At 72.6% G+C, this 20,597-nt stretch carries 16 protein-coding genes and 1 pseudogene; 7 read left to right on the top strand and 10 right to left on the bottom strand.

All coding sequences use genetic code 11. The features are described from left to right. Window positions 1–41 precede the first annotated feature (41 nt). The 3 genes from ACSUPV_RS15665 (at window position 42) to sucD (ending at window position 4,143) form a co-directional block, all read left to right on the top strand. Window positions 42–1,349, top strand: coding sequence for a hypothetical protein (locus tag ACSUPV_RS15665; protein ID WP_436947699.1), 1,308 nt, complete (start codon window positions 42–44; stop codon window positions 1,347–1,349). Window positions 1,350–2,055: 706 nt separating this feature from the next. Further along, window positions 2,056–3,237, top strand: a complete 1,182-nt coding sequence (gene sucC / locus ACSUPV_RS15660; RefSeq protein ID WP_037757371.1) for an ADP-forming succinate--CoA ligase subunit beta — start codon at window positions 2,056–2,058, stop codon at window positions 3,235–3,237. Between the two features lie 21 nt (window positions 3,238–3,258). Continuing rightward, entirely contained in the window at window positions 3,259–4,143 is an 885-nt protein-coding gene (gene sucD / locus ACSUPV_RS15655) for a succinate--CoA ligase subunit alpha (RefSeq protein WP_037757377.1), read from the top strand. Between the two features lie 74 nt (window positions 4,144–4,217). Here the strand turns inward: sucD and ACSUPV_RS15650 are convergent, their stop codons facing one another. Continuing rightward, complete coding sequence (locus ACSUPV_RS15650) at window positions 4,218–5,603, bottom strand: sigma factor-like helix-turn-helix DNA-binding protein (RefSeq protein ID WP_436947696.1); 1,386 nt, start codon at window positions 5,601–5,603, stop codon at window positions 4,218–4,220. Between the two features lie 96 nt (window positions 5,604–5,699). Between ACSUPV_RS15650 and ACSUPV_RS15645 the strand changes: the two are divergent. After that, window positions 5,700–7,642 (top strand): annotated as a pseudogene (locus ACSUPV_RS15645) (cell division protein PerM). A gap of 13 nt (window positions 7,643–7,655) precedes the next feature. On the opposite strand, the gene ACSUPV_RS15640 reads toward ACSUPV_RS15645, so the two are convergent. Continuing rightward, entirely contained in the window at window positions 7,656–8,435 is a 780-nt protein-coding gene (locus ACSUPV_RS15640; protein WP_037757381.1) for a hypothetical protein, read from the bottom strand. Between the two features lie 332 nt (window positions 8,436–8,767). On the opposite strand from ACSUPV_RS15640, the gene purN reads away from it, so the two are divergent. Together purN and purH are read left to right on the top strand one after the other, a co-directional pair. Beyond that, window positions 8,768–9,406 carry a phosphoribosylglycinamide formyltransferase gene (gene purN / locus ACSUPV_RS15635; RefSeq protein WP_031119921.1) on the top strand — a complete coding sequence of 213 codons (639 nt, stop codon included), beginning with the start codon at window positions 8,768–8,770 and terminating at the stop codon, window positions 9,404–9,406. Then, complete coding sequence (gene purH, locus ACSUPV_RS15630) at window positions 9,403–10,965, top strand: bifunctional phosphoribosylaminoimidazolecarboxamide formyltransferase/IMP cyclohydrolase (protein WP_037757386.1); 1,563 nt, start codon at window positions 9,403–9,405, stop codon at window positions 10,963–10,965. Before purN ends, purH begins: the two co-directional genes overlap by 4 nt. Before the next feature lie 114 nt (window positions 10,966–11,079). Here the strand turns inward: purH and ACSUPV_RS15625 are convergent, their stop codons facing one another. The 4 genes from ACSUPV_RS15625 to ACSUPV_RS15610 all read right to left on the bottom strand — a co-directional run bounded on the left by ACSUPV_RS15625 (window position 11,080) and on the right by ACSUPV_RS15610 (window position 15,733). Further along, window positions 11,080–12,810, bottom strand: a complete 1,731-nt coding sequence (locus tag ACSUPV_RS15625) for a protein kinase domain-containing protein (protein WP_436947693.1) — start codon at window positions 12,808–12,810, stop codon at window positions 11,080–11,082. Between the two features lie 151 nt (window positions 12,811–12,961). After that, on the bottom strand, window positions 12,962–13,357 hold the full coding sequence (locus ACSUPV_RS15620) for a peptidoglycan-binding domain-containing protein (RefSeq protein WP_051648241.1): 396 nt from the start codon (window positions 13,355–13,357) through the stop codon (window positions 12,962–12,964). A gap of 203 nt (window positions 13,358–13,560) precedes the next feature. Further along, the gene (locus ACSUPV_RS15615; protein ID WP_051648293.1) at window positions 13,561–15,075 is read right to left on the bottom strand and encodes a serine/threonine-protein kinase; all 1,515 of its coding nucleotides are present in this window, start codon (window positions 15,073–15,075) and stop codon (window positions 13,561–13,563) included. Between the two features lie 58 nt (window positions 15,076–15,133). After that, complete coding sequence (locus ACSUPV_RS15610; RefSeq protein WP_436947690.1) at window positions 15,134–15,733, bottom strand: ALF repeat-containing protein; 600 nt, start codon at window positions 15,731–15,733, stop codon at window positions 15,134–15,136. Window positions 15,734–15,887: 154 nt separating this feature from the next. Between ACSUPV_RS15610 and ACSUPV_RS15605 the strand changes: the two genes are divergently transcribed. Beyond that, window positions 15,888–16,451 carry a peptidoglycan-binding domain-containing protein gene (locus ACSUPV_RS15605; RefSeq protein ID WP_436947689.1) on the top strand — a complete coding sequence of 188 codons (564 nt, stop codon included), beginning with the start codon at window positions 15,888–15,890 and terminating at the stop codon, window positions 16,449–16,451. Window positions 16,452–16,534: 83 nt separating this feature from the next. Here the strand turns inward: ACSUPV_RS15605 and ACSUPV_RS15600 are convergent, their stop codons facing one another. From ACSUPV_RS15600 to ACSUPV_RS15585, 4 genes are all read right to left on the bottom strand, one after another. Further along, the gene (locus ACSUPV_RS15600; RefSeq protein WP_037757398.1) at window positions 16,535–17,275 is read right to left on the bottom strand and encodes a hypothetical protein; all 741 of its coding nucleotides are present in this window, start codon (window positions 17,273–17,275) and stop codon (window positions 16,535–16,537) included. Between the two features lie 176 nt (window positions 17,276–17,451). After that, window positions 17,452–19,056, bottom strand: a complete 1,605-nt coding sequence (locus tag ACSUPV_RS15595) for a protein kinase domain-containing protein (protein WP_359792987.1) — start codon at window positions 19,054–19,056, stop codon at window positions 17,452–17,454. Beyond that, the gene (locus tag ACSUPV_RS15590; RefSeq protein ID WP_031119910.1) at window positions 19,053–19,799 is read right to left on the bottom strand and encodes an FHA domain-containing protein; all 747 of its coding nucleotides are present in this window, start codon (window positions 19,797–19,799) and stop codon (window positions 19,053–19,055) included. The genes ACSUPV_RS15595 and ACSUPV_RS15590 overlap by 4 nt, the downstream gene beginning before the upstream one ends. 132 nt (window positions 19,800–19,931) lie before the next feature. After that, complete coding sequence (locus ACSUPV_RS15585; protein ID WP_359792984.1) at window positions 19,932–20,510, bottom strand: hypothetical protein; 579 nt, start codon at window positions 20,508–20,510, stop codon at window positions 19,932–19,934. Window positions 20,511–20,597 lie beyond the last annotated feature (87 nt).

Genomic DNA, 20,597 nt, shown 5'->3' with positions numbered 1-20,597 from the left:
GTTCCGCACTTGTTCCGTCGCACGGGAGGAAGCTCCCCCTCTTGACCTGGTCAGCAGCCCTGCCCGGTACCGCGCTGCGCATGCTGCGCACCGCGGCCGGGTGGCGTGCGCTCCAGGCGGGGCTGCTGGTGGGAGGGGTGCTCCTCATCGGGCTGCTGTGCGGGGAGCGGGCGCATGCGGCGGACGGTGCGCGTGCCTCGGCGAACAGTGCGCGTGCCTCGGCGAACAGCGCGGCCGGGCGGAGCGGATCGGCGGTTCTTCACATCGTGTCCGGGGCGGGCACCGTTCATCACGGCCGGGCCGTGGGCGAGCGGGGCACGGGGGAGTGGGGCGCGCGGGAGGCCGGTGCGGTGGACCATGTGGTGAGGGGGGACCGGGCAGACGCGCGGGCGAGGGTGTCGGCGCCGGCTCAGCCGAAGCCGCCCGGGCTGCCCAAGCTGCCCGGCTCCCCGGCGCCGGCGGCGCTACCCAAGCTGCCGGCGTCGGCGGCGCTTCCCAAGCTCCCAACCCTGTCCGAGCTGCCGACTCGGCCGGTGCTGCCCGAGACCGCCGCGTCATCAGCGCTGCCCGAGCTCCCCGCACTCCCGGACGTGGCGCTGCCGCCCACGCTCCCCGAGGCGCCGCTGCGCCCGGCACCCCCCACAATCCCCAATCGGCCCACCGTCCCCAACCGGCCCACACTCCCCGATCTGCCCACACTCCCCGACCTGCCGAAACTGCCGGACCTCCTGAACCCGCCGGAGCTGCCGGACCTCCTGAACCCGCCGGAGCTGCCAGACCTGCCGAACCCGCTGGATCCCTTGGACCCTCTGAACCCACTGGATCCCTTGGGCCCGCCGGAACTCCCAGAGCCCCCCGCGTCGCCCGATGACGGCGTCGCCGTCCCGGCAGAGCCCGGCTCTGCCTGGCTCCCCAGTCGCCCGGCGCTGCCGAGCCGCCACCTTCCCGTCCACGCCGGGGTTCAGCCGGAACCGGGGGAGTCGGCCTCGTCGCCGTCCGGCGTGCACGCCCCCGCCGAGCGGTCGGAGGCGACGCAGCCTGCGGACGCGGGTGCCGCGGCACACGGAGTCGAGCACCGCGGTCTCCGCGCCGGGCAGGCGGACCAGGACCACGTGGGCCGGACCGCCCGCGTCGGTCACGCCCCCGTCGAGCACGGGCCCGGCGGTCGTCCCGACGGCGCGCTCGGCAACCGGGCCCTGGCGGACAACAGCACCCCGCGTCACGGCGACATGCACGCCGTCACCCTGGATCAGCGCGCCCCGCTGAGGCTCGTCCCCGGGGCCGCGACCCGTTCCTACGCCGACGGGACCCGGGACAGACACCGGGACGTAAGCGTCTTCCCCGGTTAACGCGCGGCCGGACCGTCGCACCCCGTCGCGGAACCGCGCACGGGGGAGTCGCGCCCCGTCTGTGGAGCCCCGTCGGCCGTCCCACCGGCCCTCGCTTGCCCGGATCGCCCCCACGGCGGCACGGGAAGAGCCCACGCCGGCACCAGCGAGGCCCGGACACCGGCGAACTCCCGGTACCGGCGAGGTCCCGGCACCCACCCGTGAAGCACAAGCCCCTCACAAACCTCCGCACCACCCACCCAGGGGTGCCCCCGCACCCCGCCACCCCGGAAGCTCCGCGAGGCACCAGGCCCGGACAGCCGAAAGCCGTCGGTCGGTCGGGCCGAACCTCGTGGATGGGGGTGGCTGGTCCCCATCGGGGTGGGGACCAGCCACCCCGCACCCCGCACGAGCCAGGCCTGAACAGGGCCTTTGTGCTCCTTCGGGGGTGTTCGGCGGGCCTCACCGGGTCAACCCCAGCCCGGTGAGGCCCCTCACCCCGGCACGCCGTGCCAGAGAGGGCGGCATCATGTGACAGGTATCACCGCTCAGGTGTGACCCTCGATTTAGAGGCCCCCCGGAAGCAGCGATAACCTGCGAGACGGACATGCCGCGCGCTCGGACACCGTGTGCGCCTCCCTTGTGACAGACAGCGGACGTCACGTTGCCCTCGCGGCACGCCCACGCAGACAACGAACCGCGAGATCACTGATAGGGACGGAAGCGCGTGGACCTGTTCGAGTACCAGGCGAGGGACCTCTTCGCCAAGCACGATGTACCGGTGCTGGCCGGTGAAGTCATCGACACGCCTGAGGCGGCCCGCGCAGCCACCGAGCGCCTCGGTGGCAAGTCCGTCGTCAAGGCCCAGGTGAAGGTCGGCGGCCGTGGCAAGGCCGGTGGCGTCAAGCTCGCCGCCACCCCCGACGAGGCGGTCGAGCACGCGACCAACATCCTCGGCATGGACATCAAGGGCCACACGGTCCACAAGGTGATGATCGCCGAGACGGCCCCGGAGATCGTGGAGGAGTACTACGTCTCCTTCCTCCTGGACCGTGCCAACCGCACCTTCCTCTCCATCGCGTCCGTCGAGGGCGGCATGGAGATCGAGGAGGTGGCGGCCACCCGCCCCGAGGCCGTCGCCAAGACGCCGATCGACGCCAACGAGGGTGTCACCGAGGCCAAGGCCCGCGAGATCGTCGAGGCCGCGAAGTTCCCGGCCGAGGTCGCCGACAAGGTCGTCAACGTCCTGGTCAAGCTGTGGGACACCTTCATCAAGGAGGACGCCCTCCTGGTCGAGGTCAACCCCCTGGCCAAGGTCGCCTCCGGGGACGTCATCGCCCTGGACGGCAAGGTCTCCCTGGACGAGAACGCCGAGTTCCGCCAGCCGGAGCACGAGGCCCTCCAGGACAAGGACGCGGCCAACCCGCTCGAGGCCGCCGCCAAGGCCAAGAACCTCAACTACGTCAAGCTCGACGGCGAGGTCGGCATCATCGGCAACGGCGCGGGTCTCGTCATGAGCACCCTGGACGTCGTCGCCTACGCCGGTGAGAAGCACGGTGGCGTCAAGCCCGCCAACTTCCTCGACATCGGTGGTGGCGCTTCCGCCGCCGTCATGGCGAACGGCCTGGAGATCATCCTCGGCGACCCGGACGTCAAGTCCGTGTTCGTCAACGTCTTCGGTGGCATCACCGCCTGCGACGAGGTCGCCAACGGCATCGTCCAGGCGCTGCAGCTGCTCAAGGACAAGGGCGAGGACGTCACCAAGCCGCTCGTCGTCCGTCTGGACGGCAACAACGCCGAGCTGGGTCGCAAGATCCTCTCCGACGCCAACCACCCGCTGGTACAGCGCGTGGACACCATGGACGGCGCGGCCGACAAGGCCGCCGAGCTCGCGGCTGCTGCGAAGTAAGGGACGAGGGACTACACAGCCATGGCTATCTTCCTCAACAAGGACAGCAAGGTCATCGTCCAGGGCATGACCGGTGCCACGGGCATGAAGCACACCAAGCTCATGCTGGCCGACGGCACGAACATCGTCGGTGGCGTGAACCCGCGCAAGGCGGGCACGACCGTCGACGTCGACGGCACCGAGATCCCGGTCTTCGGCACCGTCGCCGAGGCGATGGAGAAGACGGGCGCGAACGTGTCCGTCCTCTTCGTCCCGCCGGCCTTCTCCAAGGCCGCCGTCGTCGAGGCCATCGACGCCGAGATCCCGCTCGCGGTCGTCATCACCGAGGGCATCGCCGTCCACGACACCGCCGCGTTCTACGCCTACGCCGTGTCCAAGGGCAACAAGACCCGGATCATCGGCCCGAACTGCCCCGGTCTCATCACCCCGGGCCAGTCCAACGCCGGCATCATCCCGGGCGACATCACCAAGCCGGGCCGCATCGGCCTGGTCTCGAAGTCCGGCACGCTGACGTACCAGATGATGTACGAGCTGCGGGACATCGGCTTCTCCTCCGCCGTCGGCATCGGTGGCGACCCGGTCATCGGCACCACGCACATCGACGCGCTCGCCGCGTTCGAGGCCGACCCCGACACCGACCTGATCGTCATGATCGGTGAGATCGGCGGCGACGCCGAGGAGCGGGCCGCGGCCTTCATCAAGGAGAACGTGAAGAAGCCGGTCGTCGGCTACGTCGCGGGCTTCACCGCGCCCGAGGGCAAGACCATGGGCCACGCCGGCGCCATCGTCTCCGGCTCCTCCGGCACGGCCGCCGCGAAGAAGGAGGCCCTCGAGGCCGCCGGCGTCAAGGTCGGCAAGACGCCGACCGAGACGGCCAAGCTGGCCCGCGAGATCCTCGCCGGCTGACGCCACTCAGGCCGACCGTGGGCCCGCTCCCTGCCAGGGGGCGGGCCCACCGCCATGTCAGGCTCGTACTGCGGTCACCGCGGCTGCGGCATCAGCCGCTCCGGCCCCTTCTGCTCCGCCTCGCGCAGCTTCGCCCGCAGTTCCCGCTCCGACTCCGACAGCGGCCCGGGCGCGACCGGTGGCGGCACGCCCTGGACCGTCTCGCCCGGCGGTACGGGCGGCTCGTAGCGCGTCGGGGCGGTGCGGACAGTGAGGGCCGTGGTGCCGATCAGGGCGACCGTGAAGGCGATGGCGGCCCGGGTCCAGAAGCGGGCCCGGCGTTCCCCGCCCCGCCGCACCACCAGTGGTTTGGCGGCGCGCAGCCGCTCGATGGAGGCCAGTTCGACCAGCCGCCAGTGGAGCACCTCCGGGTCCGCCAGCTCCGGCAGCCGCTCGGCGACGGCCTCACGCGCGTGCGCCAGCCGGTTCGCCGCTGCCCGGGTGCTCGCCTCGGTCTCCGCCGCGGTCTCGGGCAGGCCGAGCCCGACGCCGTCGTACAGCAGCAGCGTGCGGCGGTACGAGGGCGGCAGCTTCAGCAGGGTGTCCAGCAGGGCCCGGTCGAACGGGTCGGCAGGGGGCGGCTCGGAGTGCCGGTAGCGGGGACGGAACCGGTGCCACGGGGAGAGCGCGCACTCGTACGCCGCCGCGCGCACCCAACTCGCCGGGTCGCGGTCACGGGCCACCTCGGGCCAGCGCTGCCAGGCGATCTGAAACGCCCGCTCCACCGCCTCCCGGGCCAGCTCCCGGCGCCCGGTCAGCAGGTAGGTCTGCCGGACGAGCGCGGGGGCGCAGAAGGCGTACAGCGCGTCGAAGGCCTGGTCCGGCGTGAGGGCGCCGGTCTCGTCATCCGGCCGCCGCGACCCCGCGGCCCGGCCGGGGGCGGCGGTGCGCCGGTCGAGCGTCGGGGGACGGTCTCGGTCGAGGACGGGGACCGAGGCCGGGCCGTGGAACCGGTCGGAGGTTGCCGAGGCGCGTCCCCGGCCCGACTCGGCGACGGCGGTACGGCGCGGCCCTGTCGTGGAGGCCCGGCGCCGCTCCTCCGTGGAGGCCCGGCCGCGCTCCGCCGTGGAGGCCCGGCCGTGTTCCGTCGTGGCGGCAGTCCCGTGCTGAGCACGGGCGCGGGTGCGGGCGCGGCCGCGGGGGCGGCGGGACTTCACCTCGTCGGGTGTCGGATCGTAGGGATCGGCGGCACCGGCATGAAGCGGAGTCAGCTCCCCTCCCGTTTCCAGGGAGTTCAGCAACTTCGCGTACTTCTCCCCTTTCCGGCCGCGCGGCGTGACGCGGCCGGTCTCCCATCCGCGCACCGTCTCGCTGGTGACACCCACCTGGGAGGCCAGCTGAGCCCGCGTCAGCGAGGCGGCCTCACGCAGGCGTCGGCGTTCCTTCGGCGGGGGGAGCGGCATGGCAGGGCTCTGCGTCACAGGGCGCCCCTCCGAACAGAAAAGCACATAAACGTATATTGAGCGACACAGCGGTGGTTCGCCTGTTACGACGGGAAAGCGCGTGTCGTTGGGAGCATGGCGGGCGTGATCGAGATGACCGCTCGCCGACGTCCGTCGTCACCCCTGCTCACGCGGATGCGCGACCGTACGCCCGGACTGGCCGGCGGCCTGCTGGGCGGTGCGGTCGCGGCGGGCCTGGGGCTCGCCTCGTTCGCCGTGCTCGTGATGATGCTCTGGATCAGCTCCCCGTATCCCGACAGCGGCCCCGGCGGCGCGCTGCACGTGGCGGCCGCGCTGTGGCTGCTGGCCCACGGAGCCGAACTGGTCCGCACCGACACGTTCTCCGGCGTCCCCGCCCCGTCGGCGTCACCCCGCTGCTGCTGCTCGCGCTGCCCGTGTGGCTGCTGCACCGGGCCGCGCGGGACGCCACGGACGGCGGCCCGGGAGGCGAGGACGACGACTTCGCCGGGAACGCCTGCTACGAGAACGACGGCTTCGGTGACGCCGCGGGGGCGGGCGACGGGCCGCCGCTGGTTCCCGCCCGCACCGCCTGGACGGGTGTCGTCCTCGGCTACCTCGCCGTCGCCGCGCCCGCGGCCCTGTACGCCGCGGGCGGTGCGCTGCGGCCGTCGTGGGTGTGGACGGGGGTGTCCGTGTCACTGGTCGCGGTCGTGGCCGCGGGAGCGGGGGTGTGGTCGGCGTACGGCCGTCCGGGCGGGCCGCTGCGACGGCTGCTGGGCGTGCTGCCGGCGGGAGTACGGCCGCTGGTCCTCGGCCCGCACGGCCGCCCGGGTGTCGTCGCCCGGGCGGCGGGGGCCGGCCTGGCGGTGCTGGTCGGGGGCGGCGCGCTGCTCGTGGCGGTGTCGCTCGTGGGGCACGGTACGGCGGCCCAGACGTCGTTGCTCCGGCTGACCGAGGCGTGGTCGGGGCGGTTCGCGGTGCTGCTGCTGTGCGCGGCCCTGCTGCCGAACGCGGCGGTGTGGGGTGCCGCCTACGCCCTCGGCCCCGGTTTCGCCCTGGGCACCGGTCATGTCGTCAGCCCGCTGTCCTCCGCGCCGGCTCCCTTGCTGCCGCCGTTCCCGCTGCTGGCGGCGGTGCCGGAGGCGGGGGAGGGGGCGCCGGTGAACTGGGCGGCCGGGGCCGTGCCGGTGGTCGCGGGCGCCGTCGTCGGCTGGATGGTCGCGAAAGGCGCGGCCGAGCCGGAGGGCGGGGCGACGAGGCCGGGCGGCGGGGGGACGAGGCCGGGCGGCGGGCGTGCCGTGGTCTGGTCGGTGGGGCGCACCGCCCGTGCCGCCGGTCTCACGGCCGTGCTCTGCGCGGCCGTGCTCGCGGGGCTCGCCGCGCTGGCGGGCGGACCGCTCGGGGCCGCCGTCCTGGCCGGCTTCGGGCCGGTGTGGTGGCAGGTGGGCGCCGCGACACTGGCCTGGCTCGCGCTGGTGGCGATCCCGACGGCGGTCGGGGTACGGGCCTGGCGATGCCGGTCGCCCCGGTCGGCGGAGCCGACGATCGGCAGGCAGCGGGAGGACACGGCCGAGGGCACGCAGCGGGACGGGCGGCTGCGGACCGGGCCGCGTCGGGGCCGGGGTTGGTTCAGGCGCCCTGGAGTCGCCGGGATCGCCGGAGTCGCCGGGATCACCGGAGTCGCGGGGGGTGCCGGAGTCGCCGGGGATGCCGGCGTTCCTGGGCGTACCGGGGCCTCTGGGCATCACCGGGTCGAGGCCTCATCGGCGGACGAGAAGACGCCGCCCCGCCCTCCGGAGCCCGAGCCGGACACACCCGGCTCGCCTGACACGCCCTACGTCCCCTACGCGCCCTTCGACCACGACGCCCTGTACGGCCTCGGGGACGAGGACGACACGGACTTCGAGTCCTACGATTTCCTGCTGCCGTCCGACCGGCCACGGGAACCACACGACTCCCTGCCGCCCACGCAGGCCGCCCCGGAGCCGCGCCCTCGAACCACCGCACCCCCACCCGACAACCCCGACACCCCCGCCTCCGGGCAGGGCCGCCCCTAGGGTGCGCGAGGCGTCAGCCGTTCGTCCCCAGCACCCCGCGCAGTTCCTCCGGCAGCAGCTTCGAGCAGGACTGCCTCGCCTCGTTCGTGAGGGCGTCGTTCGTGCACGTGTAGTAGTCGCGGTAGACCAGCTGGGCGGTGAAGGTCGCGGCGACCAGGGCGATGGCCAGCGAGGCCGTGACCAGGCCGCTCACCGCCGCCGTCGTCTGGGGGCGGCCCTGCTGCTCGGGGGCCGGGGAGTCCGGGTCGGGCCTGCGGGGCTTGGCGCGCAGGGAGCTGATGGCCCAGTAGAGGGCCAGCGCGCCCAGCAGCAGCGCCACGTACGGCCAGCTGAAGAGGGCGAAGAAGAAGGCCCACATGCCCGACAGCAGGGCGTAGCGCGCGCGGCGCTGGGCCGGGTCCGTGGGGTCCCAGCGCATGTTCGGGCCGCCGCCCTGGGGGCCGCCCGGGCCCTCGGGGCCGCCGCGGGGGCGTTCGCCGAAGCCGCCCTGGGAGCGGCCGGGCTGGCGGTCGCTCCACTGGCTGCCCCACGGCGAACGGTCGCGCTCCCCGCCGTCCTGCGCGTCGTCGCCGGACGGCCGCCGCGGCTGCCAGGGCCGGTCCGGCGTGCCCTCGGGCGGCGGGGCGAAGGGGTTGTCCTCCTGGGAGCCGCGCCCCCGCCCGTCCCGGTCGCCGCCGTCCGACGGCGCGTCGGGCGGTGAGCTGGGGCGCTCCCGCAGCAGCACGGCGCCGCGCTCCCCTCCCTGTGGCGACAGCTGGGGGAACGTGAGGAGTCGCAGGCTGCGGTCCGGCATCAAGTGAGCGTCTTCCCGTAGGTGAGGAGGAATGAGTGGACAGAACTGAACGATGTCGGGCCCGGGTCCGACACCTCCTGAACGCACCGCGTCCGGACGGCGTTCCCGAACCGGCTCCGCCCAGACGCTACCCCCCGGCCCGGCCCCCGTCCCGTGGGGGCCGTCCGGTGTGCCGGTATCGTTGCTGACGGTCGGCCGGTTCGTAGGCTTCCCCGTATCCGGGGGCGCGAAGCATTCGTATGAATGTACAAACGCCAAGCGTGATACGCCAAGGCACATACGCCGAGGTCCGGCCGCCTGGACAGACGCTCCCCCGAGAAAGGCCCACCACCGTGGCCGCCAAGCCCGTGGCCCCGCGCGCCAAGCGCCTCGTCGTGCTGGTCTCCGGATCCGGCACCAACCTGCAGGCGCTGCTCGACGAGATCGCCGCCACCGGCGCGCAGGAGTACGGGGCCGAGGTCGTGGCCGTCGGCGCCGACCGCGAGGGCATCGAGGGGCTGGCCCGCGCCGAGCGCGCCGGGCTGCCGACCTTCGTCTGCAAGGTCAAGGACCACGGAACCCGCGAGGAGTGGGACGCCGCCCTCGCCGAGGCCGTCGCCGCCTTCGAGCCCGACCTTGTCGTCTCCGCCGGGTTCATGAAGATCGTCGGCAAGGAGTTCCTGGCCCGGTTCGGCGGGCGGTTCGTCAACACGCACCCCGCCCTGCTGCCCAGTTTCCCGGGAGCCCACGGCGTGCGGGACGCGCTCGCGTACGGCGCCAAGGTCACCGGCTGCACCGTCCACTTCGTCGACGACGGCGTCGACACCGGGCCGATCATCGCGCAGGGCGTGGTGGAGGTCCGGGACGAGGACGACGAAGGCGCTCTCCACGAGCGCATCAAGGAAGTCGAGCGAAGGCTGCTCGTCGAGGTCGTGGGGCGGCTCGCCCGCAACGGCTATCGCATTGAGGGACGAAAGGTAGTTATCCAGTGACCGCCGAGAGCAACAAGCGGCCCCTTCGCCGGGCGCTCGTCAGCGTCTACGACAAGACCGGTCTGGAAGACCTCGCGCGCGGGCTCCACGAGGCCGGGGTCGAGCTCGTCTCCACCGGTTCCACCGCCGCGAAGATCGCCGCTGCCGGCGTCCCCGTCACCAAGGTCGAGGAACTCACCGGCTTCCCCGAGTGCCTGGACGGCCGGGTGAAGACCCTGCACCCGCGCGTGCACGCGGGCATCCTCGCCGACCTGCGGCTGGAGGACCACCAGCGGCAGCTCGCCGAGCTGGGTGTCGAGCCGTTCGACCTCGTCGTCGTCAACCTCTACCCGTTCCGCGAGACCGTCGCCTCCGGCGCCTCGCCCGACGAGTGCGTGGAGCAGATCGACATCGGCGGCCCCTCGATGGTCCGCGCCGCCGCCAAGAACCACCCCTCGGTCGCGGTCGTCACCAGCCCGGCCCGGTACGCCGATGTGCTCAAGGCCGTCCAGGACGGCGGCTTCGACCTCGCCACCCGCAAGCGGCTCGCCGCGGAGGCCTTCCAGCACACGGCCGCCTACGACGTCGCCGTCGCCTCCTGGTTCGCCTCCTCCTACGCGCCGGTCGACGAGTCGCAATTCCCCGACTTCCTGGGCGCCACCTGGGAGCGCGAGCACACCCTGCGCTACGGCGAGAACCCGCACCAGCCCGCCGCGCTCTACGTCTCCGGCACGGGCGGCCTCGCCGAGGCCGAGCAGCTGCACGGCAAGGAGATGTCGTACAACAACTACACCGACACGGACGCCGCCCGCCGTGCCGCGTACGACCACGCCGAGCCGTGCGTCGCGATCATCAAGCACGCCAACCCGTGCGGTATCGCGGTGGGTTCGGACGTCGCCGAGGCGCACCGCAAGGCGCACGCCTGCGACCCGCTGTCGGCGTTCGGCGGCGTGATCGCGGTCAACCGCCCGGTCAGCAAGGAGATGGCGGAGCAGGTCGCGGAGATCTTCACCGAGGTCATCGTCGCGCCGGACTACGAGGACGGCGCGCTGGAGGCCCTCACCAAGAAGAAGAACATCCGTGTCCTGCGCTGCCCCGACGGCCCCTCCGCCCCGGTCGAGGTCAAGCCGATCGACGGCGGCGCGCTGCTCCAGGTCACCGACCGGCTCCAGGCCGACGGCGACGACCCGGCGAACTGGACGCTCGCGACCGGCGAGGCGCTGGACGCCGAGGAGCTGCGGCAGCTCGCCTTCGCCTGGAAGGCGTGCCGGGCCGTGAAGTCCAACGCGATCCTGCTCGCCAAGGACGGTGCCTCGGTCGGCGTCGGCATGGGCCAGGTCAACCGCGTCGACTCCTGCAAGCTGGCGGTGGAGCGGGCCGGGGAGGAGCGGGCCCGGGGCTCTTACGTCGCCTCGGACGCGTTCTTCCCGTTCCCCGACAACATCGACGTCCTGGGCGCCGCCGGCGTCAGGGCCATCGTCCAGCCCGGCGGTTCGGTCCGTGACGAGCTGGTCGTCGAGGCCGCGCGGAAGGCCGGCATCACGATGTACTTCACGGGGACGCGGCACTTCTTCCACTGAGCCGCGTCACCATGACAGGGACGGGCCCGCCGGTCGTCGGCCGGCGGGCCCGGGCCTCGCGCCCTTCCGCTGGCAACACGGGCCCGACTGAACCGGCACCCTGCCTACGTCGAGCTACGTCGAACTCCGCAGCGCCGCCCAGGTGTCGGGTCCCACCTCGCCGTCCGCGGAGAGGCCCTTGGCCCTCTGGAACCTCTTGACGGCGGCTTGCGTGGCACCGCCGAACTGCCCGTCCACACCCGCGTCGCCGACCTTGAGGCCGCGCTGGGTGAGCATGCACTGCACCTGGACCACGCGCTGCCCCTTGTCGCCGCGGACGGTGAGCTCGGTGCCGGAGTAGTACGTGCACCGGGAGATCCAGGGAGGGGCGCCGGGGGCGGTAGCCGTCCTGGTGGGTGCGGCGGTCGGGTCGCCTCCGTCCCTGCCCCCGCCCTCTTCGCCACCATCCGAGGCGCCGGAGGCCTCGGCGCTGGGTTCGGCTCGGGTTTCGCCCCCGTCCGGCCTCGGAGCGGTTGCCGCCTCGTCCGCCCGCGCCCCCGACGCGCCTTGCTTCTCCTCCTCGCCGGGGGGTGATGTGGAGGAACCGGGCGGAGGGGAGGTCCGGGCGTCGTCGCCGGTGCTGGTGGCGACCGCTGTCGGCACGGCCGAGGCGGTGTCGCCGACGGACGGCCGGGAGAGGAAGAAGGTTCCTGCAAAGACGGCGCACACGGTGAGACCGGCTGCGACGGCGAGGTGCACCTTCCGTTTCGTGCGCCCGCCGCCGTCCCGCGCGGGACTCTGCTCGGGGTCAGGGCCGGCGGCAGGACCTGCTGTGCCCCGGGCCGGTCCGCGTAACTGGACGGTCTCGTGAGCGGCCTTCGGGAGGGTGAATCGTTCCAGTGCGGCGCAGGCCTGCTGTCGGGCGAGCAGTCGGCCGTCCAGCGGCTCGTGCCAGGAGGCGGCGTGGGGGTCCCCGGCTGCCTCTGCGGCCTCGGTCAGTTGCCGAGGCAGGGGGCGGTCGGCGGGATCCTTGGAGAGGCAGGCGGCAAGCAGCGTGGCCAGTCCGGCGTCCCGGGCCGCGAGTCCGGCCATGACCTCGGACTTGGGTGCCTCGAACGCGACACGGTGCATCACGTCGACGCCCGTCCCGTCACCGAAAGGGGCGCGCCCCGTGGCCGCGTAGATCAGGCTTCCCGCGAGGGAGAAGACGTCGGACGCGGTGTCGCAGTGGCCCTCGCGCAGGTACTCGGGCGCCATGAACGCGGGTGTGCCGACCCGGTTCCCGGTCGAGGTGATCACGCTGCTGTCGGTGGCCCGCGCGATACCGAAGTCGATGATGTGCGCGCCCTGCTGGGAGAGGATCACGTTGGACGGCTTGAGATCCCGGTGCACCACACCGGCGTCCGCCAGCGCTGCCAGAGCCTGCCCGAGATCACCGACCAGCCGCCACACCCCGGCGACGTCGAGCGGGCCGCACTCGCGGACGGCGTCGGCGAGGTTGAGGCCGGGCAGGTACTGCGTCGCCATCCATAGCAGGGAGTCGTCGAATCCCGTGCCGAGCAGCTGGGGCGCCCGCGCTGTACGCACCCGGACGTGCAGGGCGGCTTCCCGCTCGAAACGCCGCCGGAAGCGGTGGTCCTCGGCGTACTCGGGGCGGATCACCTTGACGGCGGCGAGGCCGGGGGCGCCGTCGGCGGGGCGGGCGAGGTAGACGCGGCCCATGCCGCCGCTGCCGAGGAGGCCGAGGGGCAGATAGGGCCCGATGCGGCCGGGGTCGGCGGGGCGCAGCGGGGTGGCACCCGCCTGCGGCAGCGCGGTGCCGCCGTACACCGGTGTGTACGGCGACCCGGGTGACTGGTCCGTCATGGGTCCCCCCGCCCTGCTTTCCTTCTCAACGTGCCCTCATACCGAGCCAGTTGGTTGTTGAGAGGCTATCGTCCCGGCGCCGGGTGCGTCCTGGATGCGGCGGGAACGAGGCGGGGGCGCAGTGGGGCTGTGCGATGGCGGGCGGGGCCGGTCAGCCGATGAAGCTACCGGGCAGGCAGCTGCGCCCGGGGTCGCCGTTCCGGTAGAAGTACCAGTCCATCGCCTTGCGGGTGTCAGGGCCGTAGATCCCGTCCACGTCGATCTTCGCGTCCCTCTGCACCGCCTCGACGGCCTCACGTGTCTTGTCCCCGTAGATGCCGTCGAGCCCGCCTGTGCTCAGGTTGTGGCAGTGGAGCAGGTTGAACTGAAGCTCCTTGACGGCCGAGCTCTCGTTGCCGTACTTCAGGATGCAGTTCCTGGTGTCGCTGCCCTTGTGGTACGGCTGCTTGACGGTGTCCGTCCCGCCGGCCTTCACGGTCTTGACGCCGTTGCACGTCGGATACGAGGCGGCGGACGTGGCCGGTGCGGCAGCGATCGCACCGCCCATGAGGCTTGCTGTAAGGACTCCTGCGAAGACTGCTGCCCTGGTGCGGAGCATGCGGTTCTGGATCATGTGGCTCTCCCTATGCCGTGCGGGCCTCTTCTGGCTTGTCCGCGCCGCAATCATGGGTGGGGGCAGGCCGCGGATGAACCTGAAATGTTCCAGGGTCGTCAGGGGAGAGGCTCACCAAGTCGCTGTGGCCGGACCCCTCACCACGGCGTCAGGACATCCACCACCGCCGTGAACGACGAGCAACTGTCGATCAGCCGGTGCGAGCGCGGCGCATACGTGCCCGCCAGGTTTCCCATGCTGTTCACCGCGCTGCACCCGGTGCGCTGCGCCAGGCGGCGGCGGTCCGCGTCCGCGGGGGAGAAGTCGGTGCCCCGGAAGTAGGCGACGGCACTCTCCTCATGGCTGTCGTCGATGTTGTTGAAGATCGAACGCACCGGGGCGTCGGCGGCCCAGGTGCAGGTGTCCTCGCCCGACTGCCAGTCCGGGTCGTCGCCCTGCCAGACGCACATGTCGCCGTTGCCGTTGTGCTCGCTGAAGAAGCAGACGCTGTCCTCCGGGCAGCGGTGGTAGCCGTAGACCACTTCGCCGCGCGCATTGGTGGGGAACGCCCGCTCTCTGGGCAGGGCCGCGTACACCGGCGTTCCATCGTCCGTGGTGACATGACGGTAGGCCGAGACCGCCGACGTCGTCGTGATGAGCAGGGCCAAGGTGAGCGTCGCCGTGAGTACGGGGCGTCGCTGCCAGAAGCGGGGGCGCAGTCGGGGGAGCCGGGCCGGTGGGGTGACGCCCGCGGCCTTCGTGACGCGGGGCAGCAGTGCCGCCGCGGTGGTGCGCTCGGCGTGTGTGCGGGCGAGACAGTCGGTGATGATCTCCCGCCAGTCCTCGGGCAGTTCAGGGGACAGGCGCAGTTCGTCCGTGCCGCGTGCGTAACGCATCGCCGCGTCGACGCGCCCCTCGGTCGTCCCGCCCGGCAGCGGAAACTCTCCGGTCAGGACGACATGGGCGAGGACACCGAAGGCCCAGATGTCGGCGGTCGGACGGATGCGCGTGCCGCGTTCGTCGACCTCGGGCCACAGCAGCTCGGGCGGGGTGTAGTCGGGTGTGGCGAAGGCGGGTGCGTAGGCGTGGGTGCCTTCCAGTTCGGCGGCCATGTTGAAGTCGGCGAGCCGTACCGAATCGTCCTTCATGAGCAGTACGTTGGCCGGTTTCAGGTCGCCGTGGATCCAGCCCGCGTGGTGCAACTGGTGCAGGCCCTCGCAGACCTGGGCCAGCAGGGCCGGGCCCGACTCGGGTGTCGGGTCGTGTTCCAGTACGGCGTCCAGGGAGCCCTCGGCCCGTTCCAGGACGATGACGGTGGCGCCGTCCAGCTCCGGGTGGTCCGGGTCGTCGACCGTCAGCGTTTCGTGCATGCGGATGAGGCGGGGCGCGCGCAGTCGGCCCAGCAACTCCACCTCGCGCTCGGCCAGTTCGCGTAGATGGCGCAGCTGGCGTGGGGTGCGGGTGCCGGTGGGCAGGAACTTCAGGGCGGCTCGGCGCGGCAGGGCCGGATCCGCCTCGCCGGTCGGCCGGCCCGCATACACGGTCGCGAAGGCGCCGGACCCGAGAGGCTCCCGCACCTCCCAGTGGCCTACGCGGTAGCCCCGCGGTACGGGCACCGCGTGCGGCTGCTGTCCGGACGCGCTGTGCACGAATCCGTCCCCTCCCTCGGACATGAGGACCATCCTTGCCCCGCCAACGGAGGGCGGAGCGAGGGCGTTCCAGAAGTACGGCCTAGCCGTCCACCTCGTACTGGCCCACCTCGATGAAGTACCGCAACTCCTCCGGCGTCCCGTCGATGGCGTCCTCCGCCGCGGCCCGCAGCGCGTCGCTGATCGTCGGGTCGGCGAGGATGCGGGCGACACGGACGCGGTCGTCCTCGGCGACGGCCAGGCGGTAGCCGGTCTCCAGGAAGGCGCGCAGGGCTTGCGGGGTATTGGCGTCGAGGGCCTCGTTGGCCTCCCGGATGACCGCTCTGTCGGTCTTCGGGTCGGCGGAGGCGAGGATACGGGCGACGGCGACCCGATCGTCCTCGGCCTGGGCGATCCAGCGGCCCGTCTCCAGGAAGTACCGCTGGTCGTCGATGGTTCCGTCCATGGCCTGCTGCGCGGCGGCGTACACGGCCCCACCGGTGTTCGGGTCGCCGATGATCCGCATGATCGCGACGCGGACGTCGTCGTCGGACAGGTCGTCGTCGTCGGAACCGGCCGCGCTCGCCACGGTGACGGCGGACGACGCGACGGACTCCGCGGCGAAGGCCGGGCCGGTCATCAGGAGCGCCGGGGCAAGGGCGGTGGTGACCACGATGGTCAGGGCGGTACGGGTCGGTCTCATGTGTGCACCTTCCTCGGGTACGTCATACGGACAGTTGAAGGGTCGTGTGTTCATCATCCATGCGCCCGTGACCGACCCTGGATCTTTTCAGGGTCCCCCGGCACACCCCAGGGGTGACCATGCGGATGGCGAACACGACACGAGGGGGGAGCACATGAGCTTTCACGGGAAGCGTTCACGGGCGATCGCGGCGGTCATGGGAGCAGCCATGGCCACCTCGCTGGGACTGGCGGCATCGCCTGCCTCGGCGGCGGTGTCCGACGGGTGGGTGCGGGGGTACGACAGGTTCTCCGACGACTGGGACGACGAGGGCGAGCTGTCCCACCTGTCCCCCTGGCGGGACTCCAACGCGACGTGCCTGTGGCAGCGCATCCTCTGGGCAGAGGGGGCCTACGCCACGCACTACGACAACAAGATCTTCGAGAAGTCGCACATCGACGGGTACTTCGGTTGGCGCACCCATTACGCCACCATGGACCTGCAGAAGAAGCTGGGGGTCAGCGCGGACGGCATCGTCGGTGAGAAGACCCTCAGCCGGGCCAACAAGCACATGTACCGGACCGGTGGGTCGACCAGCAGCAACAGGACGCTGTATCTGAGGTACGAGGGCAAGAAGCACAGCTTCGACCTGAGCCGCAACACCGACGGGAAGTACGTCTTCCCGGACCGCAAGGACGACTCGCGCCAGGCGGGGTACAAGTACCACTCCTGCGGCTGACAGGGAGAACAGCCCCCGGCCCGGGCAGGTCACGCCGTGCCGCTCTCGCGCAGCGCGCTCGGGGACGGCGTACGACCGGCCGGTCATCGGACCACCTCTCCGGCCGGGGCGGCCAGCACCACCAGGTCGTCCTCGCGGACCAGGTCGAAGCGGAGCGCGAGGGAGACCAGGGACTCCTTCTTGCCGTTGACGCGGCGGCCGGGCGTGGCGGTGTCGGGGCCGGGGCGCAACCGGAGTTTGAGCGCGAGGTAGTCGATGTTCCAGTACACGGCGGACCGGCTGACCGTCGGCCACACGCCCCGTAACCGCTCCACCAACTGCTCCACCGCGGGCAGCGGCGCGTGCGGTTCACCGCGCAGCCGGGCCTCGCACAGGGCGGCCAGTACCGCGAAGTACCGGCTGGTGCGGTCCAGGGCGAACGCCGGCGCCGTGACGGGGCCGGCCAGGCCCTGGCGGTCGGCGCTGCGGAAGGCGTGGCGCGGGGCCCAGACGTCGAAGCTGAGCAGGTCACCCGCGGCGGGCAGGACCACCCGCGCGAACTCGAACGGCACGGGCGCTTCGAGCCGGCCCGGCGCGATCTTGAGGTGTTCTCCGGCGCCCTCGGGGTTCTCCACCACGTAGGTCTGGTCCTCGCTGAGGTTGCTCAGCAGCCAGAAGGACCGGTGTGCCGTGATCTCTCCGGCGACCCGGGGCACTCCTGGGTGGTCGATGGTGAGTCCGCCGTCCGTCCCGGCCCTGCCGAACGCCAGCCGTTCCCCCGGGGCGATCCTGACCTGCCCCTGCGCGCTGCCGCCCGTCGGCGGCACGACGATGACGCTGTACATGGAGCCATCCCCCTCCTCCAGTGACGGCAGGGGATGCGGCCCCCTGTCCGACGAAGGGCAGGGTATGGGACGTATTCGAACGAGTACGAAGCATCGCGCCTGATACAGCGCGTCTGTGAAGGGTTCGTGAAAGATGACCGGGGTCCGGGCGGCGGAGAACCCCAGACCTCTCAGGGTCACCTCTTCCCGGGCGGGGCGTACTCCTTGAGGTAGTGGGCGACGCGGTCGGCGTAGGCGCGTACGTCCGGGGGGACGCCGCCGGCCGCGTTCACCGTCCGGTACGACCTGCGGTAGGCCGCGGCGATCAGGACCCGCCGGTCGCCCGGCAGTTCCTCGTGCAGGCGCGGGGCGATCCAGCACAGGTAGCGGCCCATCGCCGGGATCGACTCGGCGGGCGGGAAGGGGGGTTGGGGGACGGTCTCCCCGGGGGTGCCGTCCTCGTTCATCCACCAGCGCAGCACGCGCGGGGTCCAGCGGGCGATGCCGTACTCGTCGTTGGCGGGGTCGGCGAGGTCCGGGTCGAAGTCGCTCTCCACCTTCAGCATGGCGGCGATCAGCACCGGGGTGACGTCCTTCTGGTCGCAGTCGTGCGCCGTCTCGACGATCAGCAGCCGGTAGGCGGGCGGGACGCCCCGGTCGGTGCGGAGTTCGGCGGCGCCGTACGCGGCGGCGGAGACGTTCGCCGTCGCGCCGGAGCCGCCGCTGCCGCCGCCCGGGGCGTCGTCGCCCCGGACGCCGATGCCGTAGGCCAGGGCGGCGGTGGCGATGGCCGCAGCGGCCGCGGCGAGGGACAGCCGGCGGAGGCGGTGGCGGGGCGGGCGCAACCGGGGCAGGCGGAAGGGGAGATGGCCCGTGCCGGTGGCCGCCTCGACGCGGCGCAGCAGGGCATCGGTGGTGATGCGGTCCGTGTGGGTGCGGGTCAGGCACCCGCGGACGATCTCCCGCCAGGCCTCGGGCAGGTCGGGCGACAGGCGCAGTTCGTCGGTGCCGCGGGCGTAGGCCGCCGCCGCGTCGCGCCGGGCCGTCGGGGTGGCGCCGGGCAGCGGGAAGGAGTCGGTGAGGACGAGGTGGGCGAGGACGCCGAAGGCCCACACGTCGGCGGACGGGCGGATGCGGCGGCCGCGTTCGCCGATCTCGGTCCACAGCAGTTCCGGCGGGGTGTAGTCGGGCGTGGAGAAGGCCGGGGTGTAGGCGTGGGTGCCCTCCAGCTCGGCGGCCATGTTGAAGTCGGCGAGGCGGACCGAACCGTCCTCCATGAGCAGCACGTTGGCCGGTTTCAGGTCGCCGTGCACCCAGCCGGCGCTGTGCAGCTGGGCCAGCCCCTCGCAGATCTGCGCGAGCAGCGCGGGCCCTGCGGCGGGGCGGGGCGTGGCCGTGAGCAGCGCGGACAGGGAGCCCTGCGCCCGCTCCAGGACGAGGACGGTGGCGCCGTCCAGCTCCGGGCGGTCCGGGTCGTCGACCGTCAGCGTCTCGTACATCCGCACCAGCCGCGGATGCCTCAGCCGCCGGTACAGCTCGACCTCCCGCTCGATCAGCTCGCGCAGATGGTTCAGCCTGCGGGGCGTCGCCGTGCCGGTGGGCAGGAACTTCAGGGCCGCCGTCCGGGGCAGCTCCGGCTCGCCCGCGCGAGGACGGGAGCGGCCCTCTCCCCGCCCGGGGGCGTCACCGGCGCGCCGGGCGGCGTACACACTGCCGAAGGCGCCGGTCGCGATGGGCTCGCGCACCTCCCAGACGCCGACCCGGTAGCCCTTCGGCACGGGCACGGCGTAGGGCTCGGTCACCGGGTCACCCGGCCCGGCGGGGCGGCCAGGACGGCGAGGTCGTCCTCCCGGACCAGGTCGAAGCGGAGCGCCAGGGAGACCAGGGACTCCTTCTTGCCGTTGAGCCGCGGGCCGGGATCCGCGCTCTCCGGGCCCGGCTTCAGGCGCAGCTTCACGGCGAGGTAGTCGATGTTCCACTGCACCGACGTGCGGGACGCGGCCGGCCAGGTGGGGCGCAGTCGGTCGGCGACCTGGTCGACGGTGGGCAGCGGCGCGTGCGGGGTGCCGCGCAGGCGCGGTTCGCACAGGGCGGCCAGGACCGCGAAGTACCGCTTGGTGCGGTCGACGGAGAAGGCCGGCGCGGTCGTGGCGCCGTCGAGGCCGCCCGTGCCGCTCAGGTAGTCGTGGCGCGGCGCCCACACCTCCAGGGGCAGCAGGTCGCCGGCGGCGGGCAGCACGATCCGCGAGAACTCGAAGGGGATGGGGGCGTCCAGCCGCCCGGGCGCGACCTTGACGTGTTCGCCCGCGCCCTCCGGGTTCTCCACGACGTAGGTCTGCTCGCGGCTGAGGTTGCTCAGGATCCAGAAGGCGCCCTGCGCGGTGATCTCACCGGCCCGGCGGGAGACTCCGTCGTGGGCGATGCGGAGGTCGTTGTCGTGCGCGGACCGGCCGAAGGTGAGGCGTTCGCCGGGCGCGAGTCTGATCTGGGGTCGGTTTCGCTCGTCCTCCGTGGTCGGCGGAGGTACCACGATGATGCTGTACAAGGTGCTCTCCCCGTGCCTGACAGCTACCACCGTCAGACTAGGGCGACGCACCAGGGCCGTGCCCCCCTCGTACGGGTGAGACACGGCCCTTGGATGTGATTGGCGTGAACCGGTCCGGTCGACCGGCTCCGCTCAGTAGCGGGGGCGGTTGAACCAGGCCTTGCCGTTCGCGTTGCCGACGAACACCGCGACCAGGATGGCCAGGATGGTGTGCACCAGGCCCACGATGACGAACGGGTAGATGCCGAGGACGGCCGTGATGATGGCGAAGACCAGGATGGTGATCCGGGCGCCGTTGCCGCCGTTCTTGAACTTCGTCGCCAGGACGGCCGCGAACACCAGCCAGGCCACGCCGAACACCACGTAGCCCCAGATCACGCCGGTCGAATCACCGACCAGGTCCTGGAAGGCGGTGTTGTCCCTGAGGGACTCGTCGTCCTTCGCGGCGTTCAGGGCCGCGGCGGCGAAGGCGAAGAGCACCACGCCGAGGACCTGGAGGCCGACGATCACCCACATCATCACGCGGGCCGCGCTCACCGAGCCGGGCATCGTGGTCGGCGCCGGGGGACCGCCGTAGGGGGAGACCGGAGGGGCCTGCGGGTAGCCGTAACCCGGCGCCTGCCCCTGCTGCTGCGGGTAGCCGTAGCCCGGCTGCTGCGGCTGCTGCCCCTGGGGAGCGCCGTAGGGATTGTTCGGGTCGCCGTAGCTCATGGCGGACTTTCCTCCGTTGTTCCGAGTGCGGGGACGACGCGTGGCATCCGCGTGGAGGAGAGTTCTTCAGATTGCGACCGTCCCCCC

The organism is Streptomyces sp. SudanB52_2052 (assembly GCF_964272415.1).
Taxonomy (GTDB): Bacteria; Actinomycetota; Actinomycetes; order Streptomycetales; family Streptomycetaceae; genus Streptomyces; species Streptomyces olindensis.
This window is presented reverse-complemented; position numbering and strand designations above follow the sequence as displayed.